The following is an 18,186-nucleotide window of genomic DNA, read 5'->3' as shown; positions in this document are numbered from 1 at the left end:
ATGACGGAACCGACCGCTCGTCTCGTGCTGCTTTCTCCCACCCGCCTGGCCGACGTGCGCCGGCGGTCCGGCGACTACGGCGACACGGCCGTCGCCCGGGCGTGCGCCATCGCACTGGCCTACTGGGCCACGGGACGGAGCCCCGACGGCCTGGACCTCACCCCCGGAACCCTCTTCGCCGACGTTCTCGGCTGGGCGGACAACGGCGGTGCGGGAACGGCCGGCTGGGAGGTCGGGACGGACGGCCCCGACGGGGCGGCCGGCCGGAGCATCACCCTCCCGGAAGGCGTCGTACCGGCCGACGCGCAGCTCGCCCTGGACGACCTGGCCGACTTCCCGGACCGCCCCCTCTCCACCATCGGCCCGTCCGGCATCGAGCAGCGGCTCGCGACCCTGGCCCGGTGGAACGACACCGGGGCGGACCGGATCCGCCCGACCGTCGTCGAGATGTTCCGCGAGCAGGCACGCCTGCGGCCGGACGCCGTCGCCGTCGTCGACGAGCACCGCTCGCTGACCTACCGCCAGGCGGCCGAGCTCTCCGCCCAGCTGGCCCACCACCTGGTCGAACGCGGAGTCACCGCCGAACAGGTCGTCGCGATCTCCCTGGACCGCTCTGCCGAGATGGTGATCGGGCTGCTCGGCGTGCTCCAGGCCGGCGCCGCGTTCGTACCGCTCGATCCGCAGTGGCCCGCCGCGCGCCGCTCCGTCGTCGCCGCCGACGCCCGCGTCGTACTGCAGCTCAACGACTCGGGCGCACACGTCCCGGACGAACCGGAGGCCGTGCCGGTCGACCTCGCCGACTGGCGGTTCGGCTCGTACCCGGTCGAGGGGACCGGGGTCACCGTCCCCGGCGCCGCCCTGGCCTACGTGATCTTCACATCCGGTTCGACCGGCCGGCCCAAGGGCGCGATGATCCGCCACGAGGCCATCAGCGAGCGCCTGCTGTGGCAGGTCAACGAGATCCTGGGCTTCGGACACGACGACGCGTCGCTGTTCAAGGCGCCGCTCTCCTTCGACATCTCGATCAACGAGATCTTCCTGCCACTGGTGTGCGGAGGCCGGCTGGTGGTGCTGCGCCCCGGCGGCGAACGCGACCCGCACCACCTGCTGGGCGTCATCGCCGAGCAGCGCGTCACCTTCACCTACCTCGTGTCGTCGATGCTCGACGTACTGCTGGAGATCGCGGGCGACTCCGGACAGCTGGACAGCCTGCGGCACGTGTGGTGCGGCGGCGAGGTGCTGACCCCGGAACTGTACGAGCGCTTCCGCACCCGGCTCGACATACCCATGTACCACGGCTACGGACCAGCCGAGACGACGATCGGCGTCTCGCACGTCATCTACCGGGGCGCCGCGGAACGCCTGTCGACGTCGATCGGCAAGGCCAACCCCAACACCCAGCTCTACGTCCTGGACGACGAACTGCGCCCGGTCCCGGTCGGCGTCGGCGGCGAACTGTACGTCGGAGGCTTCCTGCTCGGGCGCGGATACGTGGGCGCGCCCGGCCTGACGGCCTCCCGGTTCGTCGCGAACCCCTTCGCCACGGACGGATCCCGGCTGTACCGCACCGGTGACCTCGCCCGCTTCGCCCCCGACGGATCCCTGGACTTCCTCGGCCGCGCCGACAACCAGATCAAGATCCGCGGCATGCGGCTGGAGATCGAGGACGTCGAGGCCGGCCTCGCCGAACACCCCGCCGTACGCCACACCTGCGTCGTCGCGAAGAAGAACACGGCCGGCGGCACCTACCTCGTGGGCTACGTGATCCCCGCCACCGGCAGCGGCGACCTGCGCGCCGACGAGGTCAGGGAGTGGGCCACCGCGCACATGGTGGAGTACATGGTGCCCGCCCACGTCGTCGTGATGAAGGAGTTCCCCCTCACCGCGAACGGCAAGCTCGACCGGGGCGCCCTGCCGGAGCCCGCGACCGGCCCGGGCCTGCTCGCCCCGCCCGTCACCGAGAACGAGCGCCTGGTGTGCGGGGCGGTCGCGGCGGTGCTGCAGCGCGACGCCGTCGGCGTCGACCAGGACTTCTTCCAGCTCGGCGGGGACAGCATCCTGGCGATCTCCCTGCTGAGCGCCCTGCGCGAGGCGGGCCTCCACGTCACCGCCCGCCAGATCTTCACCCACAGCGTCGTGGGCGCGCTGGCTGCCGTCGCCGACCGCGAGGCCGCCGCCGTGGACCACGGCGACGTCGCCACCGGTACGGTCGTGGGATCGCCGATCGTGCAGTGGCTCGGCGCGACCACCGACGCCATCGACGGCTTCGTGCAGTCGGTGGTGCTGAACACCCCGGCGGACCTGACGGCCGAAGGCCTCGACGCCGTCCTCACGGCCCTGGTCGCACGGCACGACATGCTGCGCGCCAAGCTGGTGCGGGGCGAACGCTGGAGCTTCGAGATCCCGGAGGCGGAGCGGGCCGCGGCGCGATGGCAGGAGAGCGACCGGCCGCTGGAGGAGTGCGTCGCGCTCGCCACCGCCGGGCTCGCCCCGGCCGACGGCGTGATGCTGCGTGCCGTCTGGCGCCGCGAGGCACGTCAACTGGTCCTGGTCGCCCACCACGCGGTCATCGACGGCGTCTCGTGGCGGATCCTGATGGAGGACCTCTCCACGGCGTGGCGCTGGTACCTGTCGGGCGCGCCGATCGACCTGCCCCCGGTGGGCACGTCGTTCCGGCGCTGGACCCAGCTGCTGGAACGCGCGGGGTTCGACGCCGACCTCGCCCACTTCCGGCGGGCCCTGCCGGGGGCGGACGCGCCGCTGGGGCGGCGCGAGCTGTCCGAGGCCGACACCGTCGCCCGGGAGCGCACGACGACCCTCTCGGCCGGACCCGAGGTCACGGCCGCGCTCCTCGGCGAGGTCCCGGCGCGTTTCCACGCGGGCGTCAACGACGTGCTGCTGACCGCACTCGCCGTCACCCTGGCACGGTGGCGCCGCGACCTCGGCCAGGACCAGACGTTCGCGCACATCGAACTGGAGGGCCACGGCCGCGAAGGACGCCACGTGGCGGACTCCGCCGGCTTCGAGCCCGAACTGTCACGGACCGTGGGCTGGTTCACCACCCTGTTCCCGGTGACCGTCGACCCCGGCGCCGCCGCCGACCTCACCTCGCCCTCGTACCTGGTCGCCGCACTCAAGGCGGTCAAGGAGGACCTCGCCCGGGTACCGAACAACGGCCTCTCCTACGGTGCCCTGCGCTACCTGACCGACGCCGGCTTCGACGCGCCCCCACCCCAGGTGCTGTTCAACTACCTGGGCCGCTTCGACGCGGGCTCCTCCGCCGACTGGGAACTCGCGCACACCACGGGGCAACTGGGCGAGAGGCGCGACCCGGGGATGCGGCTGCCGCGCGCCCTGGAGTTCAACGCGATCGCCGAACCGGCCACGGCCGGCGGCGCGTACGAGCTGGTCACCACCCTCTCCTGGCCCGACGGACTCTTCACCGACCAGGACGTCGAGGCCATCGGCGGATACTTCCGCGAGGCCCTGGCAGGGCTCGCCGCACTGGCCGCCGTCGACCTGGCCGCCCTGGGCCTGGGCGGTCACTCACCCGGCGACTTCGGCCTGGCGGCACTCACCCAGGCCGACGTGGACGAGCTGGACGGCCCCGCACTGCGGGACATCCTGCCGCTGACCCCGCTCCAGGAGGGCCTCTACTTCCACTCGGTCTACGACGACGACTCCGCGGGCAGCTACGTCGAGCAGCAGCTCCTGACCCTGGACGGAGAGGTGGACGCCGACCGGCTCGCCGCGGCGGCCACCCGCCTGCTCACGCTCTTCCCCAACCTGGCCGCACGGTTCACGGCCCTCGCCGACGGCCGCGTGGTCTGCGTACTGGAGAGCGGGGTCCGGGCCCCGTTCAGCACCCTGGACCGCCCCGGCATCACCGACCAGGAGATCCGCGAACACGCCGAACGCGACCGCCGCCGCGGCTTCGACCTGGCCAGCGGCCCGCTGATGCGGTACACGCTGATCCGCACGGGCCCCGCCCGCAGCGTCCTGGTGCAGACCGTGCACCACATCATCGCCGACGGCTGGTCGGTGCCGCCGATGCTCCGCGCGCTGCTGACCGAGTACCACGCTCCGGGGACCGTGCACCCGCTCGGCGGCTTCACCGACTACGTGCGCTGGCTCGCCGGACGGGACGAGGACGAGAGCGACCGGGTGTGGAGCGAACAGCTCGCCGGGCTCCCCGGCCCCTCGCTCGTCGCCGAGGGGCACACTCCGTCCGACCGGTTCGCCGACACCGCCGCCTCGCCGGACGGGGACCTCGACGAGGCCGTCCGGTCCGCCGGTGTGCCGCTCAGCGTGGCCGTGCACAGCGCCTGGGCGGTGACGCTCGGCGGCCTGCTGCACGGCAGGGACGTCGTGTTCGGGTCCACGGTGTCGGGGCGCGACGCCGACGTATCCGGCATCGGGGACATGGTCGGTCTGTTCATCAACACCATCCCCGTGCGCGCCCGGTGGGCGGCCACCACCACGGCGCGCGACCTGCTCGCCTCGGTACGGGACCACCAGAGTGCGGTGCTCGCGCACCAGCACGTCTCCCTGGCGCGCATCAGCCGCCTGAGCGGAGCCGGCCCGCTCTTCGACACACTGGTGGTGTTCGACGTCGCGACCGACGTGGCGGCCCTGCGCGGACCCGGGGACACGCTCGTCGTCGGCGACATCGTGAACGAGGGCGCCCCGCACTACCCGTTGACCCTCGTGGTGGAGCGCGCTCCCGACGGCCGCCCCCGCTTCAACCTGATCTACGACGGCGCGCTGGTGCGGGAGCAGGCCGCCCGGAAGGTCCTGCACGCCTTCACCCGCACCCTCACCGGTCTGCTCACCCGGCCGGACGGTCCCGTCGACGAGCTGGCCCGCCCGGACACCGGGGCCCCCGCACGGATCACTCCGACGACCCTGGGCGCCCTCTTCGACGCCGCCGCACAGCGCGACCCGGCGGCCACCGCGGTCACCCAGTGCGCCCTCGACGGTGGCAGCCGCTCACTGACCTACGGCGAACTGGCCACGGCGAAGGACGAGTTGGCCTCGGTCCTGCGTGCCGCCGGGGTCCGGCCGGGCGAGCGGGTCGCCGTCGCCGTCCCGCGCTCCCTGGAACAGGTCGTCGCCCTCGTCGGCGTCGTCACCGCGGGCGGGGCGTACGTACCACTGGACCTCGCGTACCCGGACGATCGCCTGGAGTACGTCCTCGCCGACGCGGCCCCACAGGTCGTGCTCGTGGACCCGCACCACAGGGACCGCTTCACGCGGCTGCTGGCCCGGGCGGGCGTGGCGGCCCGGGTGCTCGTCCAGGGGGAGCGGCCGCCGCAGGACGCCCCTGGCTCCCAGGAGGCCGAGGACCCCACCGGCGTGCCCGCGGCCGGCTGGCACGATCCCGCGTACGTGATCTACACCTCCGGGTCGACGGGCCGGCCCAAGGGCGTCGTCGTCCCGCACGCCTCCGTGGTGACCCTGCTCGCGAACACCCGTACCGACATGGGCTTCGGACCGCACGACGTGTGGGTCCAGTTCCACTCGTACTCCTTCGACTTCGCCGTGTGGGAACTGTGGGGGGCGCTGGCACACGGCGCCGAGCTGCTCGTGCCGGAGTACGGACTGACCCGCTCACCCGTCGACTTCCACCGCCTGGTGCGCGAGCGCCGGGTGACGGTCCTCAACCAGACCCCCTCGGCCTTCTACCAGTTCATCGAGGCCGACCGGCACGCCGACGAGCCCGCCACCAGCCTGCGCCGGATCGTCTTCGGGGGCGAGGCACTGGACCTCGGGCGGCTGCGCGGCTGGGCCCTGAGGCACGGGACCGCCTCGCCCGAGCTGGTCAACATGTACGGCATCACCGAGACCACCGTGCACGTCACGCACCGGGTCCTGACCGACGAGGACTTCCGCCGCGGCGGCGACGCCAGCCCGATCGGCGGCCCGATCCCGGGCCTGGTCACCTACCTGCTCGACGACCGCCTCCGACCGGTCCCGCCGGGCCGGGTGGGTGCGATCTACGTCGCCGGCGACCAGGTCTCCCTCGGCTACCTGGGCCGGCCCTCCCTCACCGCCGGCCGGTTCGTCGCGGACCCGTTCGCGGGCGACGGCTCCCGGATGTACCACACGGGAGACCTCGCCCGCCGTACGCTCGACGGCGAACTGGAGTTCACCGGCCGCGCCGACGACCAGGTTCAGCTCAAGGGGTTCCGCATCGAGCTCGGTGAGGTGGAGTCCGCGATCCGGGAACTCGACGGCGTGGTCGACGCGGCCGTCACCGTGGCCGGCAGCGCGGACCACCTGGTCGCGCACGTCGTGGGACCGGTCCCGTTCGACGTCACCGCCCTCGCCGGCCTGCTGGCCCCCAAGCTGCCGGCCCACATGGTGCCCGGCCAGGTCCTGCCGGTCGACGCCCTGCCGCTGACGGTCAACGGCAAACTGGACCGCGAGGCCCTGACGGCGCACGCCGCGGCGCACGGGGCACAACACGTCGGACCGCAGGGCGGACCGCCCGGCGAACCGGCCGCCGCGACCGGCTCCGCGCTCAGCGCACTGGTGGACATCTTCACCGCGACCCTGCCCGGCACCGCCGTCGACGGCGACAGCGACTTCTTCCGGGCCGGCGGCGACAGCATCCTCGCCATCACCGTCGTCAACCGGGCCAGGGCCCTGGGCCTCGCCATCGCCCCCCGGGACGTGTTCCTGCTCAGGACCCCGCGCGCCCTCGCGGAGCACCTGGCGACGAGCCCCCCGCACCCGGCCGCACCCGCCGCATCCGCCCCCCGCGAGGACGGTCCGCTCACCCCGACCCCGATCATCCTGCGCCGGCGTGAACTCGGCGGATCCCTCACCCGGTTCGCCCAGGCCCGGGCCCTCGTCGCGGCCGAGGGCACCGGCCTCGCGGACGCCCGGCGCGCCGCGAACGCCGTCGTAGCCGCCCACCCGGCCCTGCGCCTGCGCCTGCGGACCGAACACGGCGTGTGGGCCCTGCGTACCGAACCCGCCCGCACGGTCACCGTCGTACGCAGCGACGCGCCCGACCCGACGGCCGCGGCGGACGAGGCCGCCGGACGGCTCGACCCCGAAGCCGGGGACGTCGTCGCGTTCTCCTGGCTGGAGGCGACCCGGACCCTCGTGGTCACCGTGCACCACCTCGCCGTCGACGCCGTCTCCTGGCTGATCCTGCTGGACGACATCGCCACCGCCCTCCACGGGAACCCGCTCGCCCCGCCGACCACCTCCTACGCCGCGTACGCACAGGCGCTGGCCGACCGGGCGGCCCACGAGACCGACGACCTCGGCCACTGGATCACCACCCTCCAGGCACCCCCGCTGCTGCCCGTGGCCGAGCGGCCGCGCGAGCGGACGGTCGTACTCCCGCCCGAGGTCAGCGACCTCGTGACACGCACCGCGCCCACCGCACTCGGCGTCGGCCTCACCGAGCTGCTGTGCGGCGCGCTGCGCACCGCCCTCACCCACATCCAGCCCTCGCCCGCCGACCTGGCGATCGACCTGGAGCGGCACGGCCGGATCCCGGCCTCGGCACACCACGACTACACCCGTACGGTCGGCTGGTTCACCGCCATCGCCCCGGTGCGCCTCACGGCGCACTCCGACCCCGTGGCCGCGGCCCGCGAGGTCGCCGAACGCCAGCCGGACGAGCGCGCGCACGTCGCGTACGGCGGGCTGCGCTACCTCAACCCGCAGACGGCCCCGCTGCTCACCGCCCGCCCGCAGGTGCTGTTCAACTACCTCGGCCGGGGGAGCGAGTCGCAGGCCCTCCACCTCACCGGCATCGACGAGGGCAGCCCGTACGCCGTCGAGGTCAACGCCTGGACCGACGCGGCCTCCGGCAGCCTGCACGCGGACTTCACCCTCGCCGAGGGCGTACCCGACGAGATCACCGAGCACTGGCGCGCCGCCCTGGAACACATCGCGGCCGTCGCCACGGCCGCCGGACGCACGGCGCCGGTCACCCCGCTCCAGCGCGGCCTGTTCTTCCAGGCGCAGCTGGCGGGACCGGCCGGACACTACGTCGCGCAGAGCTGGTTCACCTTCGACCGCCGCCTGGACGCCGACGCGCTGGCCGAGGCGATGGCCTGGGTGATCGCCCGGCACCCCGTCGTGGGCGCCGGCTTCACCACCGACGACGACGGCAAGGCCGTCCAGGTCCTGGGCGCGGGCCGGCCGGTCGGCGTCCGTACGGTCGACCTCGCGACGGACGCCGAGGTCGACGCCCTGCTCGCCCGTGACCGCGACACTGGATTCGACCCGGGCGAGCCGCCGCTGATCCGCCTGACCGTGGTGCGGCTGCCCGGCGACCGCGACGGCCTGCTGCTCAGTTACCACCTGCTGCTGTGGGACGGCTGGTCCCGCGAGATCGTGCTGCGGGACCTGTTCGACGCCTACGAGGCCGCCCTCGCCGGCGATCTGACGCCCCCGGCTCCGGCGACGCCCGGCTTCGAGGAGTACGCCCGGGCGCTCGACGCCAAGGACCCGGCCGTCTCGGAACGCTTCTGGGCGCAGCACCTGAGCGGCCTGCCCGGCCCGACCCTGCTCGCCGGACCGGCTCCGGACCTGGTCGACGACCTGCCGCGCACGCTCGTGCACACCCTCTCCGCCGAAGCGTCACAGCTGCTGCGGGACGTCGCCCGGGAGTACGGCGTCACCCTGAACTCGGTGCTGACCGGCGCCTTCGGGCTCCTGCTCGGCGCCCGTACCGGCCGCGCCGACGCCGTGTTCGGCGTGACCGTCTCCGGCCGCGAGGGCGAGGACCTCTCCGAGGTCGTCGGCGTCCTGCTCAACACCGTCCCCATGTGGACCAGGCCCCGGCCGGACGACACCGTCCGGGACTACCTGGCGGGCGTCCAGGCGGCCCGGGTCGAGGCGATGGAGCACGAGCACCTCGGACTCGGCGAGATCCAGCGGGCCGGCGGCCACGACACCCTGTTCGACAACCTGTTCGTGCTCCAGAACTTCCTGGACATGGACGCGTTCGCCGCGATGAACACCCGGCACGGCATCACCGCAGTACGGGCCGACGACTCCACGCACTATCCCTTCACCTGGGTCGTCACCCCCGGCGACCGGCTCACCGTCAAGCTGGAGTACCGCGACCACGACACCGGGGCCGCCCGCGCGCTCCTCGACGACTATCTGGCCCTGCTCGGGAACCTGGCGCGCTCCACCGGGCCGGTGGGCGCGCTGCCGGGCGCGGGGCCCGCGCCGGTGCCCTCGGTGCGCACGGAGGTCGGCACGGACACCGTGGTCGACCGGTTCGACCGGGCGGCCGACCGTGATCCGGGGCGGGTCGCGCTCGTCGCCCACGGCCGGACCATGACCTTCGAGCGGCTCCGGGACCGCAGCAGGGACCTGGCGGGCGTGCTGGCAGCACGCGGCATCGGACCCGAGACCACGGTGGCCCTCGCCATCCCGCGCTCCCTCGACTCGATCGTCGCGCTGTTCGCCGTACTGCGCGTGGGCGCCGCCTACGTGCCGCTGGAGCTGGACCACCCGGACGAACGGATCGCCGCCATCGTCGCGGACGCCCGCCCGGACCTCACCCTCACCGTGAGCGCCGTGTCGCCCCGGCTGACCGGCGACCTGATCGAACTGGACCGGCCCCTCCCCGAGGCCGAGCCGTTCGTGACCTTCGCACCCGACGACCCGGACCGCCTGCGCCACCCCGCGTACACGATCTACACCTCCGGCTCCACCGGCCGGCCGAAGGGTGTGGTGACCGAGTACGCCGGGCTCACCAACATGCTGATCAACCACCAGCGCCGGATCTTCGAGCCCGTGCTCGCCGACCACGGCCACCGCGTCTTCCGTATCGCCCACACCGTGTCCTTCGCCTTCGACATGTCGTGGGAGGAACTGCTCTGGCTCGCCGACGGCCACGAGGTGCACGTCTGCGACGAGGAACTGCGCCGCGACGCCCCACGCCTGGTCGAGTACTGCCTGGAGCACGGCATCGACGTCGTCAACGTGACGCCGACCTACGCGCAGCAGCTGGTGGCCGAGGGCCTGCTCGACGACCCCGAGCGGCGGCCCGCCCTGGTGCTGCTGGGCGGCGAGGCCGTCACCCCGACCCTGTGGCAGCGCCTCGCCGAGACCGAGGGCACGGCCGGGTACAACCTGTACGGACCCACCGAATACACCATCAACACCCTGGGCGTCGGCACCTTCGAATGCCAGGACCCGGTCGTGGGCGTGGCCATCGACAACACGGACGTGTACGTCCTGGACCCGTGGCTGCGGCCACTGCCGGACGGAGTACCCGGCGAGCTGTACGTGGCGGGCGTCGGCATCGCCCGCGGCTACCTCGGTCAGCCCGCCCAGACCGCGGACCGGTTCGTCGCCTGCCCGTTCGGCACACCCGGGACACGCATGTACCGCACCGGGGACCTGGTGGCCCGGCGGCCCGACGGGAACATCGCGTACCTGGGCCGCACCGACCAGCAGGTCAAGATCCGCGGGCACCGCGTGGAACTCGGCGAGGTCGAGGCCGCGTTCGCGGCGCATCCGGCGGTCCGGTTCGCCGCCGCGGTCGCCCAGCCCGATCCGCAGGTCGACGGCGCGTACCGGCTCGCTGCCTACCTCGTACTCGCAGGCCCGGACGGCCAGGACGGCCTGGACCTCGCGGCGGTCGCCGCGGCCGTGGGCGCCGGGCTGCCCGACTTCCTGCGCCCGACGCACTACTCCCAGGTCGACCGCATCCCGCTGACCGTGAACGGCAAGGCGGACACCAAGGCCTTGCCGGAGGCCAGGCCGCTCGGCACGCTGACCACGTCGGGGGAGCGCGGCCCGCAGACGCAGACCGAGACCGTCGTGTGCGAGTTCTTCGCCGAAGCACTCGACCTGGACGACGACGAGGTGAGCGCGCTGAGCGATTTCGTGTCCCTGGGAGGGCACTCCATGCTGGCGGTGCGGCTGATCGGCCTCCTCCGCCGGGAGTACGGTCCTGTGATCACGGTCCGTGATCTGTTCACCCTGCGAACCCCCGAGATGATTGCCCGCCACCTCGATGAAAACTCCTGACGCACAGCGGCCCCGACCGGGGTCCGACATCCTCCGGACGGCCCTGCGCCGCAACACCGGCGCCATGATCTGGGGCACCGTCCTCATGGGCCTCTACCAGGCCGGTGAGACCGCCTTCCCCATCGCGCTCGGCCTGATCGTCGAGCACACGATGCAAGACCGCAGCCCTGGCGCGCTCGCCGTGTCGATCGGCGCGCTGGCCGTGATCATCACGACCGTGTCGCTGTCGTGGCGGTTCGGCATGCGCATCCTGCAGAAGGCCAACACCACCGAGGCGCACCGCTGGCGGGTACGGGTCGCCGACTGCGGGCTGGAGCCCGTCGCCAGGGACACCGGCCTCAAGTCCGGCGAGGTCCTGACCATCGCCACCGAGGACGCCGACCAGACGGCCGACATCATCGAGGTGGTGCCGCTGCTCGTCAGCTCACTGGTCGCCGTGCTGGTCGCGGCGGTCGCGCTGGGACTGGCCGACATCCGGCTCGGCCTGTTGGTGATCGTGGGCACGGCACTGATCCTCTCCATCCTCAGCGTGATGTCCCGGCGGATCGGCTCCAGCACCCGGGAACAGCAGGCCCGGGTGGCCCGGGCGGGCGCGAAGGTGGCCGACCTGATCACCGGCCTGCGCCCGCTGCACGGCTTCGGCGGCAACCACGCGGCCTTCCGGTCCTACCGGAAGGTCAGCACGGAGGCCAGGCAGCAGGCGATCACCGTGGCCGGGGTGAACGGCGTCTACGCGGGCACCGCGGCGGCCCTCAACGCGGCGCTCGCCGCCGGTGTGACCCTGACAGCCGGCTGGCTGGCCTTCGACGGCCGCATCACCGTCGGGGAACTCGTCATGGCCGTGGGGCTCGCCCAGTTCATCATGGAACCGCTGAAGCTGTTCTCGGACATGCCCAAGTACGTGATGATGGCCCGCGCCTCGGCCGAGCGCATGGCCCTGGTGCTGGTGGCGCCCCCGGTGGCCACCCACGGGCCGGAGCGCCCGGCCGGCGGCGGCCTGGAGATCGACTGCGTCCGCTACGGGTCCCTGCGCGCCCTGAAGTTCCAGGTGCCGGCCGGCGAGTTCGTGGCGGTCACCGCCTACCAGCCACGTGCGGCGGCCGACCTCGCCGCGATCCTCGCCGTACAGGTCCCGCCGCACGAGTACGAGGGAGTGGTGCGGGTCGGCGGGGAGGAACTCGCCGCCCTGTCGATCGAGGCGGTACGCGAGCACATGCTGGTGAACCCGTACGACGGGGAGATCTTCGCCGGCACGCTGCGCACGAACATCGACCCGTCGGGCACCAGCCGCTCGGTCGACGCGGCCGTCGAGGCGTCAATGCTGACCGACGTCGTCGCCCTGCACCGCGAAGGACTCGACCACGCCGTCCGGGACCGCGGCGCGAACCTCTCCGGCGGACAGCGCCAACGGCTGTCCCTGGCCCGCGCCCTGGCCGCCGACTCCGACATCCTCGTCCTGCACGATCCGACCACGGCCGTCGACGCGGTCACCGAGCAGCTCGTCGCACGCAACATCGCGAAGCTGCGCCGGGGCCGCACCACCGTCGTGATCACCAGCAGCCCGGCCCTCCTGGACGCCGCCGACCGGGTGCTCGTCCTGGACGACGGCGTCATCACGGCCGAGGACACCCACCGCAACCTCCTCGCCGGGGACGCGGAGTACTGCCTGGCGGTGGCCCGTTGACCTGTTGACCCGTGAGCCCGCTGACCCGTTGACCCGCTGAGCCGCCCGTTTTTCGGACCGGGCTCAGCCGAGCGCCCAGGCCACGTCCCGGAGCAGGGCGTGGCGCCAGCCGGCGCGGTCGTGGCCCGACGCCGAGCGCGAGGCACGTACCGTTGCTCCGGCCCGCTCGGTCAGGGTCTCGACCAGCTCGCAGTGGGGCAGCATCCGCGTCTCGTGTTCCCCCACGTCGAAGGCGATCCGCAGGCCGGACAGGTCGGGGCGCTCCCGCAGGCGGGCGGCGACGGACCCGCCGACCGGGCCGCCGAGGGGGTCCGCCGACTTCACGGCCTCGGGCGTCCACCACAACGACGCCGACTGGCAGGCGACCCGGGACACCAGATCCGGGAACTCCAGTGCCGCGTACACCGCGCTCAGACCGCCGAGGCTCTGCCCGGCGACCACCAGACGGTCCCCGTCCACGGGTACGCCGGACTCCGCCACCAGCGGCAGCAGTTCGTCCCGGACCGCCTCCCACAGCTCCGGCCGGCACCCGAACTCCGCCTCCCGGTCCTTCGACGGCAGGAAGACGAGGGTGACGGGGGGCATCTCACCAGCGGCGACGGCGGAGTCGAAGGCGGTCGTCGCCGGATGCAGATACAGCCAGTCGTCCCCGTCGAGGAGCAGCACCACGGGCCCCCCGCCGCCCGCCGGGTGGATCCGTACGGTCCGCCGCCCGCCGAGCCGTTCGCTCGCCCAGCGGACCCGGGCCGGCGGGACGGGCAGGACGTCGCCGCCGCCGAGGGCGGGCCAGTGCGGCTGGGCCGGGGCGTCCGGGGTGGCGGCCACGGACCGGTCACCGCCCGCCCCGTCGGGGTTGAAGGGGTCGGCGTACGCCGTGTCGTCCACCAGGAACTGGTAGGTCACCCGGAGCCGCGCGGGCATCCGGACCTCGGCGTACCAGCAGTCCGTGTCCTTCCAGCGGCGCAGCGGGACGTCCGGCGACCAGCTCTCGAAGCCGATGCGGGCCGCGGAGCCCCGCCACAGGAACAGGGTCACCCAACCGCCGCCGCCGTCGGCCACCGAGGCCGGCGCACCCGCCGCCGCCCAGAACTCCTCGGAACCTGGTTCGCCGGGCAGCCCGAAAGCGGCGAAGGCGTGCTCCACGGGCATGAACTCTCCTTGCGGCGACCGAAGTTAGGCGAGCCTAAGCCTATAGTCCCGCCAGTGGACCCGGACGGAGAACGGCCGGCGGTCAGCCGGCCGGCGGGTCCTTCCTGGGTAAGAGGGGCACGGGCAGCACGGGCAGCACGGGCTGGCCGGGCTGGCCGGGCGCCGGGACGCGTTCCAGGACGCCGCCCGCGAAGACGTCGTAGAGCGGCAGCGTCTCCAGGTGGACGTAGCCGATGTGGCAGTCGCAGGTGGTCAGCGGGCACGGACGGGGCCCGAGCGCGGTCCGGTAGGAGCCGTCGTAGAGGTTGCCGAGCTCGGCACGGACGAAGTGGCAGCGGCGGACCGTCCCGTCGCCGTCCACCGAGATCACCGACTCGCCGGTGCGGCAGGGCAGTCCGGCCGAGCGGTGCGGATGCCGGCTGTACGGGAACAGCGGGTCGACGGCGGTCCAGGTGTCGGCCTCGGCGTCGGTGTAGGTGTGGCCGTCGGCGGCGTTCACCCACAGGTAGACGTGGGCGGGCAGCGCGGCGCGCAGCCTGCGGGCGTGTTCCAGGTTCTCGGGCAGGCCCACGATGCCGACGCTGTGGCGGACGCCCCGGTCGGCGAGGTCGCGCAGCTTGGCCAGGAAGCGGTCGTACGGGGTCTGCCCCGGGTGGTAGGTGCACCACAGGGCGAGCGTGGCGGGGTCGGCCTCCGCGAGCCAGTCCGTTCGGCAGCTGAGGTTGGTCTGGATGGCGACACGGTCGACGTGCCGCTGGTGGGAGAGGTCGACGAGGGCGCGGCGGTACCAGGAACGGACCAGCCCCTCGCCCCACGGGGTGAACAGGAGGGAGAGCCGGTCCTCCCCGGCACGGGAGCGCGCCCAGCCGGTGAACCGTTCCAGGGCGGCCCGGTCGGCGCGCAGCTGGGCCGTGGTGTCACGCCGCTTGGCGAAGGGGCAGTACGGGCAGTCGTAGTCGCAGGAGGCGAGCGGACCACGGTAGAGCACGGTGAGGTCCACGGCGGCTACTTGGCCTCGTAGGCGGCCATCGCGGCCCGTACGGCCGGCGAGAAGAGCTCGGGTCCGAGCGCGTCGGAGTGGGCCAGACCCTCGGGGGACAGGCGCAGCAGCGGGCCCGTGCCGTCCTGCTCCAGCCAGCCGCGGTCGGCGAACGCGGCCAGTTCGGCGGGGAAGTCCTCGTGCGGGCCGGTACCGAACCGCTCCCGGTAGTCGGCGACCGGCATGCCCTGCGCCTGGAGCAGCGACTGGAGGAGGTGGCGGCGGCGGGCCTCGTCGCCGTTGGTGGGCCGGCCGTGCACGGCGCGGGTGAAGTCCTCGGTGGCGGTGTAGTCGTCGATGATCCCGCGGATCTCGCCCATGTCGACCGCGTAGTCGAACGAGTAGTGCAGCGCGGAGGTGTAGGAACGGGCCCCGCAGCCCAGGCCTATCATGCCGTCGGTCTGGCAGGCGTGGTCGTCCGGGCCCTGGGGCGCCGTACCGGCCAGCCGGAACATGCGCATCGACACCTGCTCGTAGCCGTGTGCGAGGAGGTGGTCGCGGCCCCGCCGGTACAGGTCCAGCCGCTGCTCGTCCCAGGCCCGGTCGGTCAGGGCGGTGCGCCGGGCGAGCCCGGTGAGGGGGCGGACGTACAGCGGGTACAGGTACAGCTCCTCGGGGCGCCAGGCCAGGGCGGCGTCCAGGGAGGTGCGCCAGGTGGCGGGGGTCTGGCCGTCGATGCCGTAGATGAGGTCGATGTTGAGGACCGGGACGCGGGCGTCGCGGATCCGGCCGAGCGCCGCCTCGACGTCGGCGCGGCGCTGGGGGCGTACGGCGGCCCGGGCCTCGTCGGGGAGGAAGCTCTGGACGCCGATGCTGACGCGGGTGGCGCCGCGCTCGGCCAGGACGGCGAGCCGGTCCGCGGTGGCGGTGGCGGGGGACGTCTCGACGGACAGCGGGACGGCGCGCAGGTCGGCGCCCATCCGGTGCTCGGCGATGTCGCAGAGCCGTTCCAGTTCGAGAGCCGTCAGGAAGGTGGGCGTCCCGCCGCCGAAGGCGGCGTTGGCGAAGGAGACCGGGCCCTCGTCGCCGAGGGCGTCGCGGACGGCGACGGCCTGGCGCTCCAGGGCGTCGAGATAGCGGCCCGTGAGCCCGTCGGGTGCGCCGATGCGGGTGAAGAGGTTGCAGAAGCCGCAGCGGACCTCGCAGAAGGGTATGTGGAGGTAGAGGGAGAGGGCGTCCTTGGACTCGCCGTGCCACAGGTCCCGCAGGGCGGGCCGCTCGGGCAGCGGCCGGTACGCGGTCTTGTGGGGGGTAGGCGTACACGTAGGCGCTGTACGGGCTGCCCGGCGGCGGCGCGGTCGGTGCGAGGCGGGCGGGCGCGGGGGCGGTCATGCGGACGGCTCCAGGAAGAAGTGGGCGTACGGCACGGTCCAGACGGCCTCGTGCGCGAGGCGGTGGCCGGTGTAACCGTCGTCGCCGTAGGTGGTGCCGTGGTCGGAGCAGACGATGGCGAAGCAGCGGCGGCGGGAGCTCATGGCGGTGAGCAGCCGGCCGATGTGCCGGTCGACGTATTCGAGGGCGGCGGCGTGGGTGGCACGCGTGTCGCCCGCCTCGGCGGTGGCGTCGGGGAGGTGGAACCAGTTGGGCTGGTGCAGCGCGGAGACGTTGAGGAAGAGGAACAGCCTTTGGTCGGCGGGGAGCGCGGCGACGACCTGCTCGGCCCGCTCGACCTGGGCCTCGAAGGAGGTGGGAGAGGCTACGCCGAAGGCCGGTTCCCAGTGGCTCTCCTGGAACATGCCCGGCAGTACGTCGCCCAGCGCGCCCTGCTTGTTGAAGAAGCCGACGCCGCCGACGCACACGGTGCGGTACCCGGCCGCGGCGAGGCCGGAGACAAGGTCGGGGGTGTCGAAGACGTAGGTGCGGCCGGCGGTGCTCTCGCTGCCGGCGAAGCGGGCGGCGAACAGCCGGGGATGAGGGCCGGGCCGGGCGGGAGTGGGCAGGAAACCGGCGAACATCGCCTGGTGCGAGGCGTAGGTGAAGCTGCCGGGGGCGTGCCGCTCCTCCCAGACGCCCCCGGGCAGGTGCCGGGCCAGGTTCGGAATGCGTCCGGCGGCGGCCAGTTCGACGGCGACGTCGTGGCGCAGGGTGTCCAGGGTGAGCAGGAGCAGGTCGTCGCGGCCGACGACCTCGTTCATGTCGGGGAGCGGGAGCGGGAGCGCTGGGGTGGTCTCAGGCGGGTGCACGGTGGTTCCTCGTGGGGTGGTGCTGTACGTGTCGTCGGAGGGCGGCGGCTACTTGCGCGGCATACGTGTCCAGTCCCTCGGCGCCGCTGCCCGGCAGCCCGGTCAGGCCCGGCAGGAGGTCGCCGAAGGCGTTGACCTCGGCGACGGCGAACCGCCGCCAGCCGACGGCGGGCAGCAGGTCGACACCGACGCACAGGGTGCCCGGGAAGCAGGCCGCCGCCCGCTCGCAGGTCCGCAGGGCCTCGGCCCAGGCGGGGCCGGCGGCACGGACCACGGCGGCCAGGTCGCCGCGCCGGCCGCCGAGATGGAGGTTGGTCATGGGAGTGCGGCTGGTGCGGACCACGGCGTGGGTGGCCCGGCCGGCCACGACGACCACCCGCAGGTCGGCCGCTCCGTCCTCCAGGGAGGCCTTGGGCCACCAGCGTTCGACATGGAGTCCGTCGGGGGCGAGGGCGTCGACCAGTGCGGCGACCTCCGGCTCACGCGTGAGGCGCCGTACCCGCAGGGAGTTGTGCAGCCGGCCTCCCGCAGCGCTCTCCACCGAGGTGGTCGCCCTGATCCGGCCTCCTGCGGCCGTCTCGACGGCGACGACACCGGAGGCTGAGGACCCGTGGGCCGGCTTCAGGAACACCCGCGGCATGCCGTGCGCGGCCATGAGGGCCCGTACGTCGTCCCAGCCGCGTACGGGCGCGTGACCGCCGGAGGTCGGCGACCGGGGGACGGGGACCCCGGCGCGGGCGAGGACCTCGTGGCAGAGCCGCTTGTCGAAGAGGACGGCCAGCTCGCCGGGATCGTCGAGGCGCAGCCCACCGGTCAGCGTCCCGACGGCTGCCGTGAAGGCGGCGTTCCAGCGGGCCCCGCCCTCCACCCGGGTGGGGTCCCCGGCGCCGCGCAGGAGCCGGTCGACCTCGGCGTTCTCCCCGGGCGACTCGATCCGTACGATCTCGTCGGCGGCGAAGGCGGCGCCGCCCCCGCGCAGGACGTCCGTCCAGGGCACGACACGTGGCGCGGGCAGCCCGGCGTCGCGCACCGCCGCGGAGAACAGGGCGATACGCCGGTTCTCCGGGTTGCCGACGACCGCCCAGCGCGGCGGTGGTGCCTGGTCCGTCATG

The 18,186-nt window shown here is 73.6% G+C and carries 6 protein-coding genes and 1 pseudogene; 2 read left to right on the top strand and 5 right to left on the bottom strand.

Going from position 1 to position 18,186, the window contains the following annotated elements:
- Nucleotides 1-11,019, top strand: a complete 11,019-nt coding sequence (locus DEJ51_RS03740) for a non-ribosomal peptide synthetase (RefSeq protein WP_150256235.1) — start codon at nucleotides 1-3, stop codon at nucleotides 11,017-11,019.
- Nucleotides 11,006-12,703, top strand: a complete 1,698-nt coding sequence (locus tag DEJ51_RS03735; RefSeq protein WP_150256233.1) for an ABC transporter ATP-binding protein — start codon at nucleotides 11,006-11,008, stop codon at nucleotides 12,701-12,703. Before DEJ51_RS03740 ends, DEJ51_RS03735 begins: the two co-directional genes overlap by 14 nt.
- A 63-nt stretch (nucleotides 12,704-12,766) precedes the next feature.
- On the opposite strand, the gene DEJ51_RS03730 is transcribed toward DEJ51_RS03735, so the two are convergent.
- The 5 genes and pseudogenes from DEJ51_RS03730 to DEJ51_RS03710 form a co-directional block, all read right to left on the bottom strand.
- Nucleotides 12,767-13,852 carry an alpha/beta hydrolase-fold protein gene (locus DEJ51_RS03730; RefSeq protein ID WP_150256231.1) on the bottom strand — a complete coding sequence of 362 codons (1,086 nt, stop codon included), beginning with the start codon at nucleotides 13,850-13,852 and terminating at the stop codon, nucleotides 12,767-12,769.
- 82 nt (nucleotides 13,853-13,934) lie between these two features.
- Nucleotides 13,935-14,852, bottom strand: coding sequence for an STM4011 family radical SAM protein (locus DEJ51_RS03725; RefSeq protein WP_150256230.1), 918 nt, complete (start codon nucleotides 14,850-14,852; stop codon nucleotides 13,935-13,937).
- A gap of 5 nt (nucleotides 14,853-14,857) precedes the next feature.
- A pseudogene (locus DEJ51_RS03720) lies at nucleotides 14,858-16,223 on the bottom strand (STM4012 family radical SAM protein).
- The gene (locus tag DEJ51_RS03715) at nucleotides 16,220-17,026 is read right to left on the bottom strand and encodes an STM4013/SEN3800 family hydrolase (protein WP_150261675.1); all 807 of its coding nucleotides are present in this window, start codon (nucleotides 17,024-17,026) and stop codon (nucleotides 16,220-16,222) included. The pseudogene DEJ51_RS03720 and the gene DEJ51_RS03715 overlap by 4 nt, the downstream one beginning before the upstream one ends.
- 34 nt (nucleotides 17,027-17,060) lie before the next feature.
- Entirely contained in the window at nucleotides 17,061-18,185 is a 1,125-nt protein-coding gene (locus DEJ51_RS03710; RefSeq protein ID WP_150256228.1) for an STM4014 family protein, read from the bottom strand.
- Nucleotide 18,186 lies beyond the last annotated feature (1 nt).

Source organism: Streptomyces venezuelae (assembly GCF_008642275.1).
In the GTDB taxonomy this organism is placed as follows: Bacteria; Actinomycetota; Actinomycetes; order Streptomycetales; family Streptomycetaceae; genus Streptomyces; species Streptomyces venezuelae_E.
Note: the sequence above shows the minus strand (reverse complement) of the source record. Positions and strands in the feature narration are given on the sequence as shown.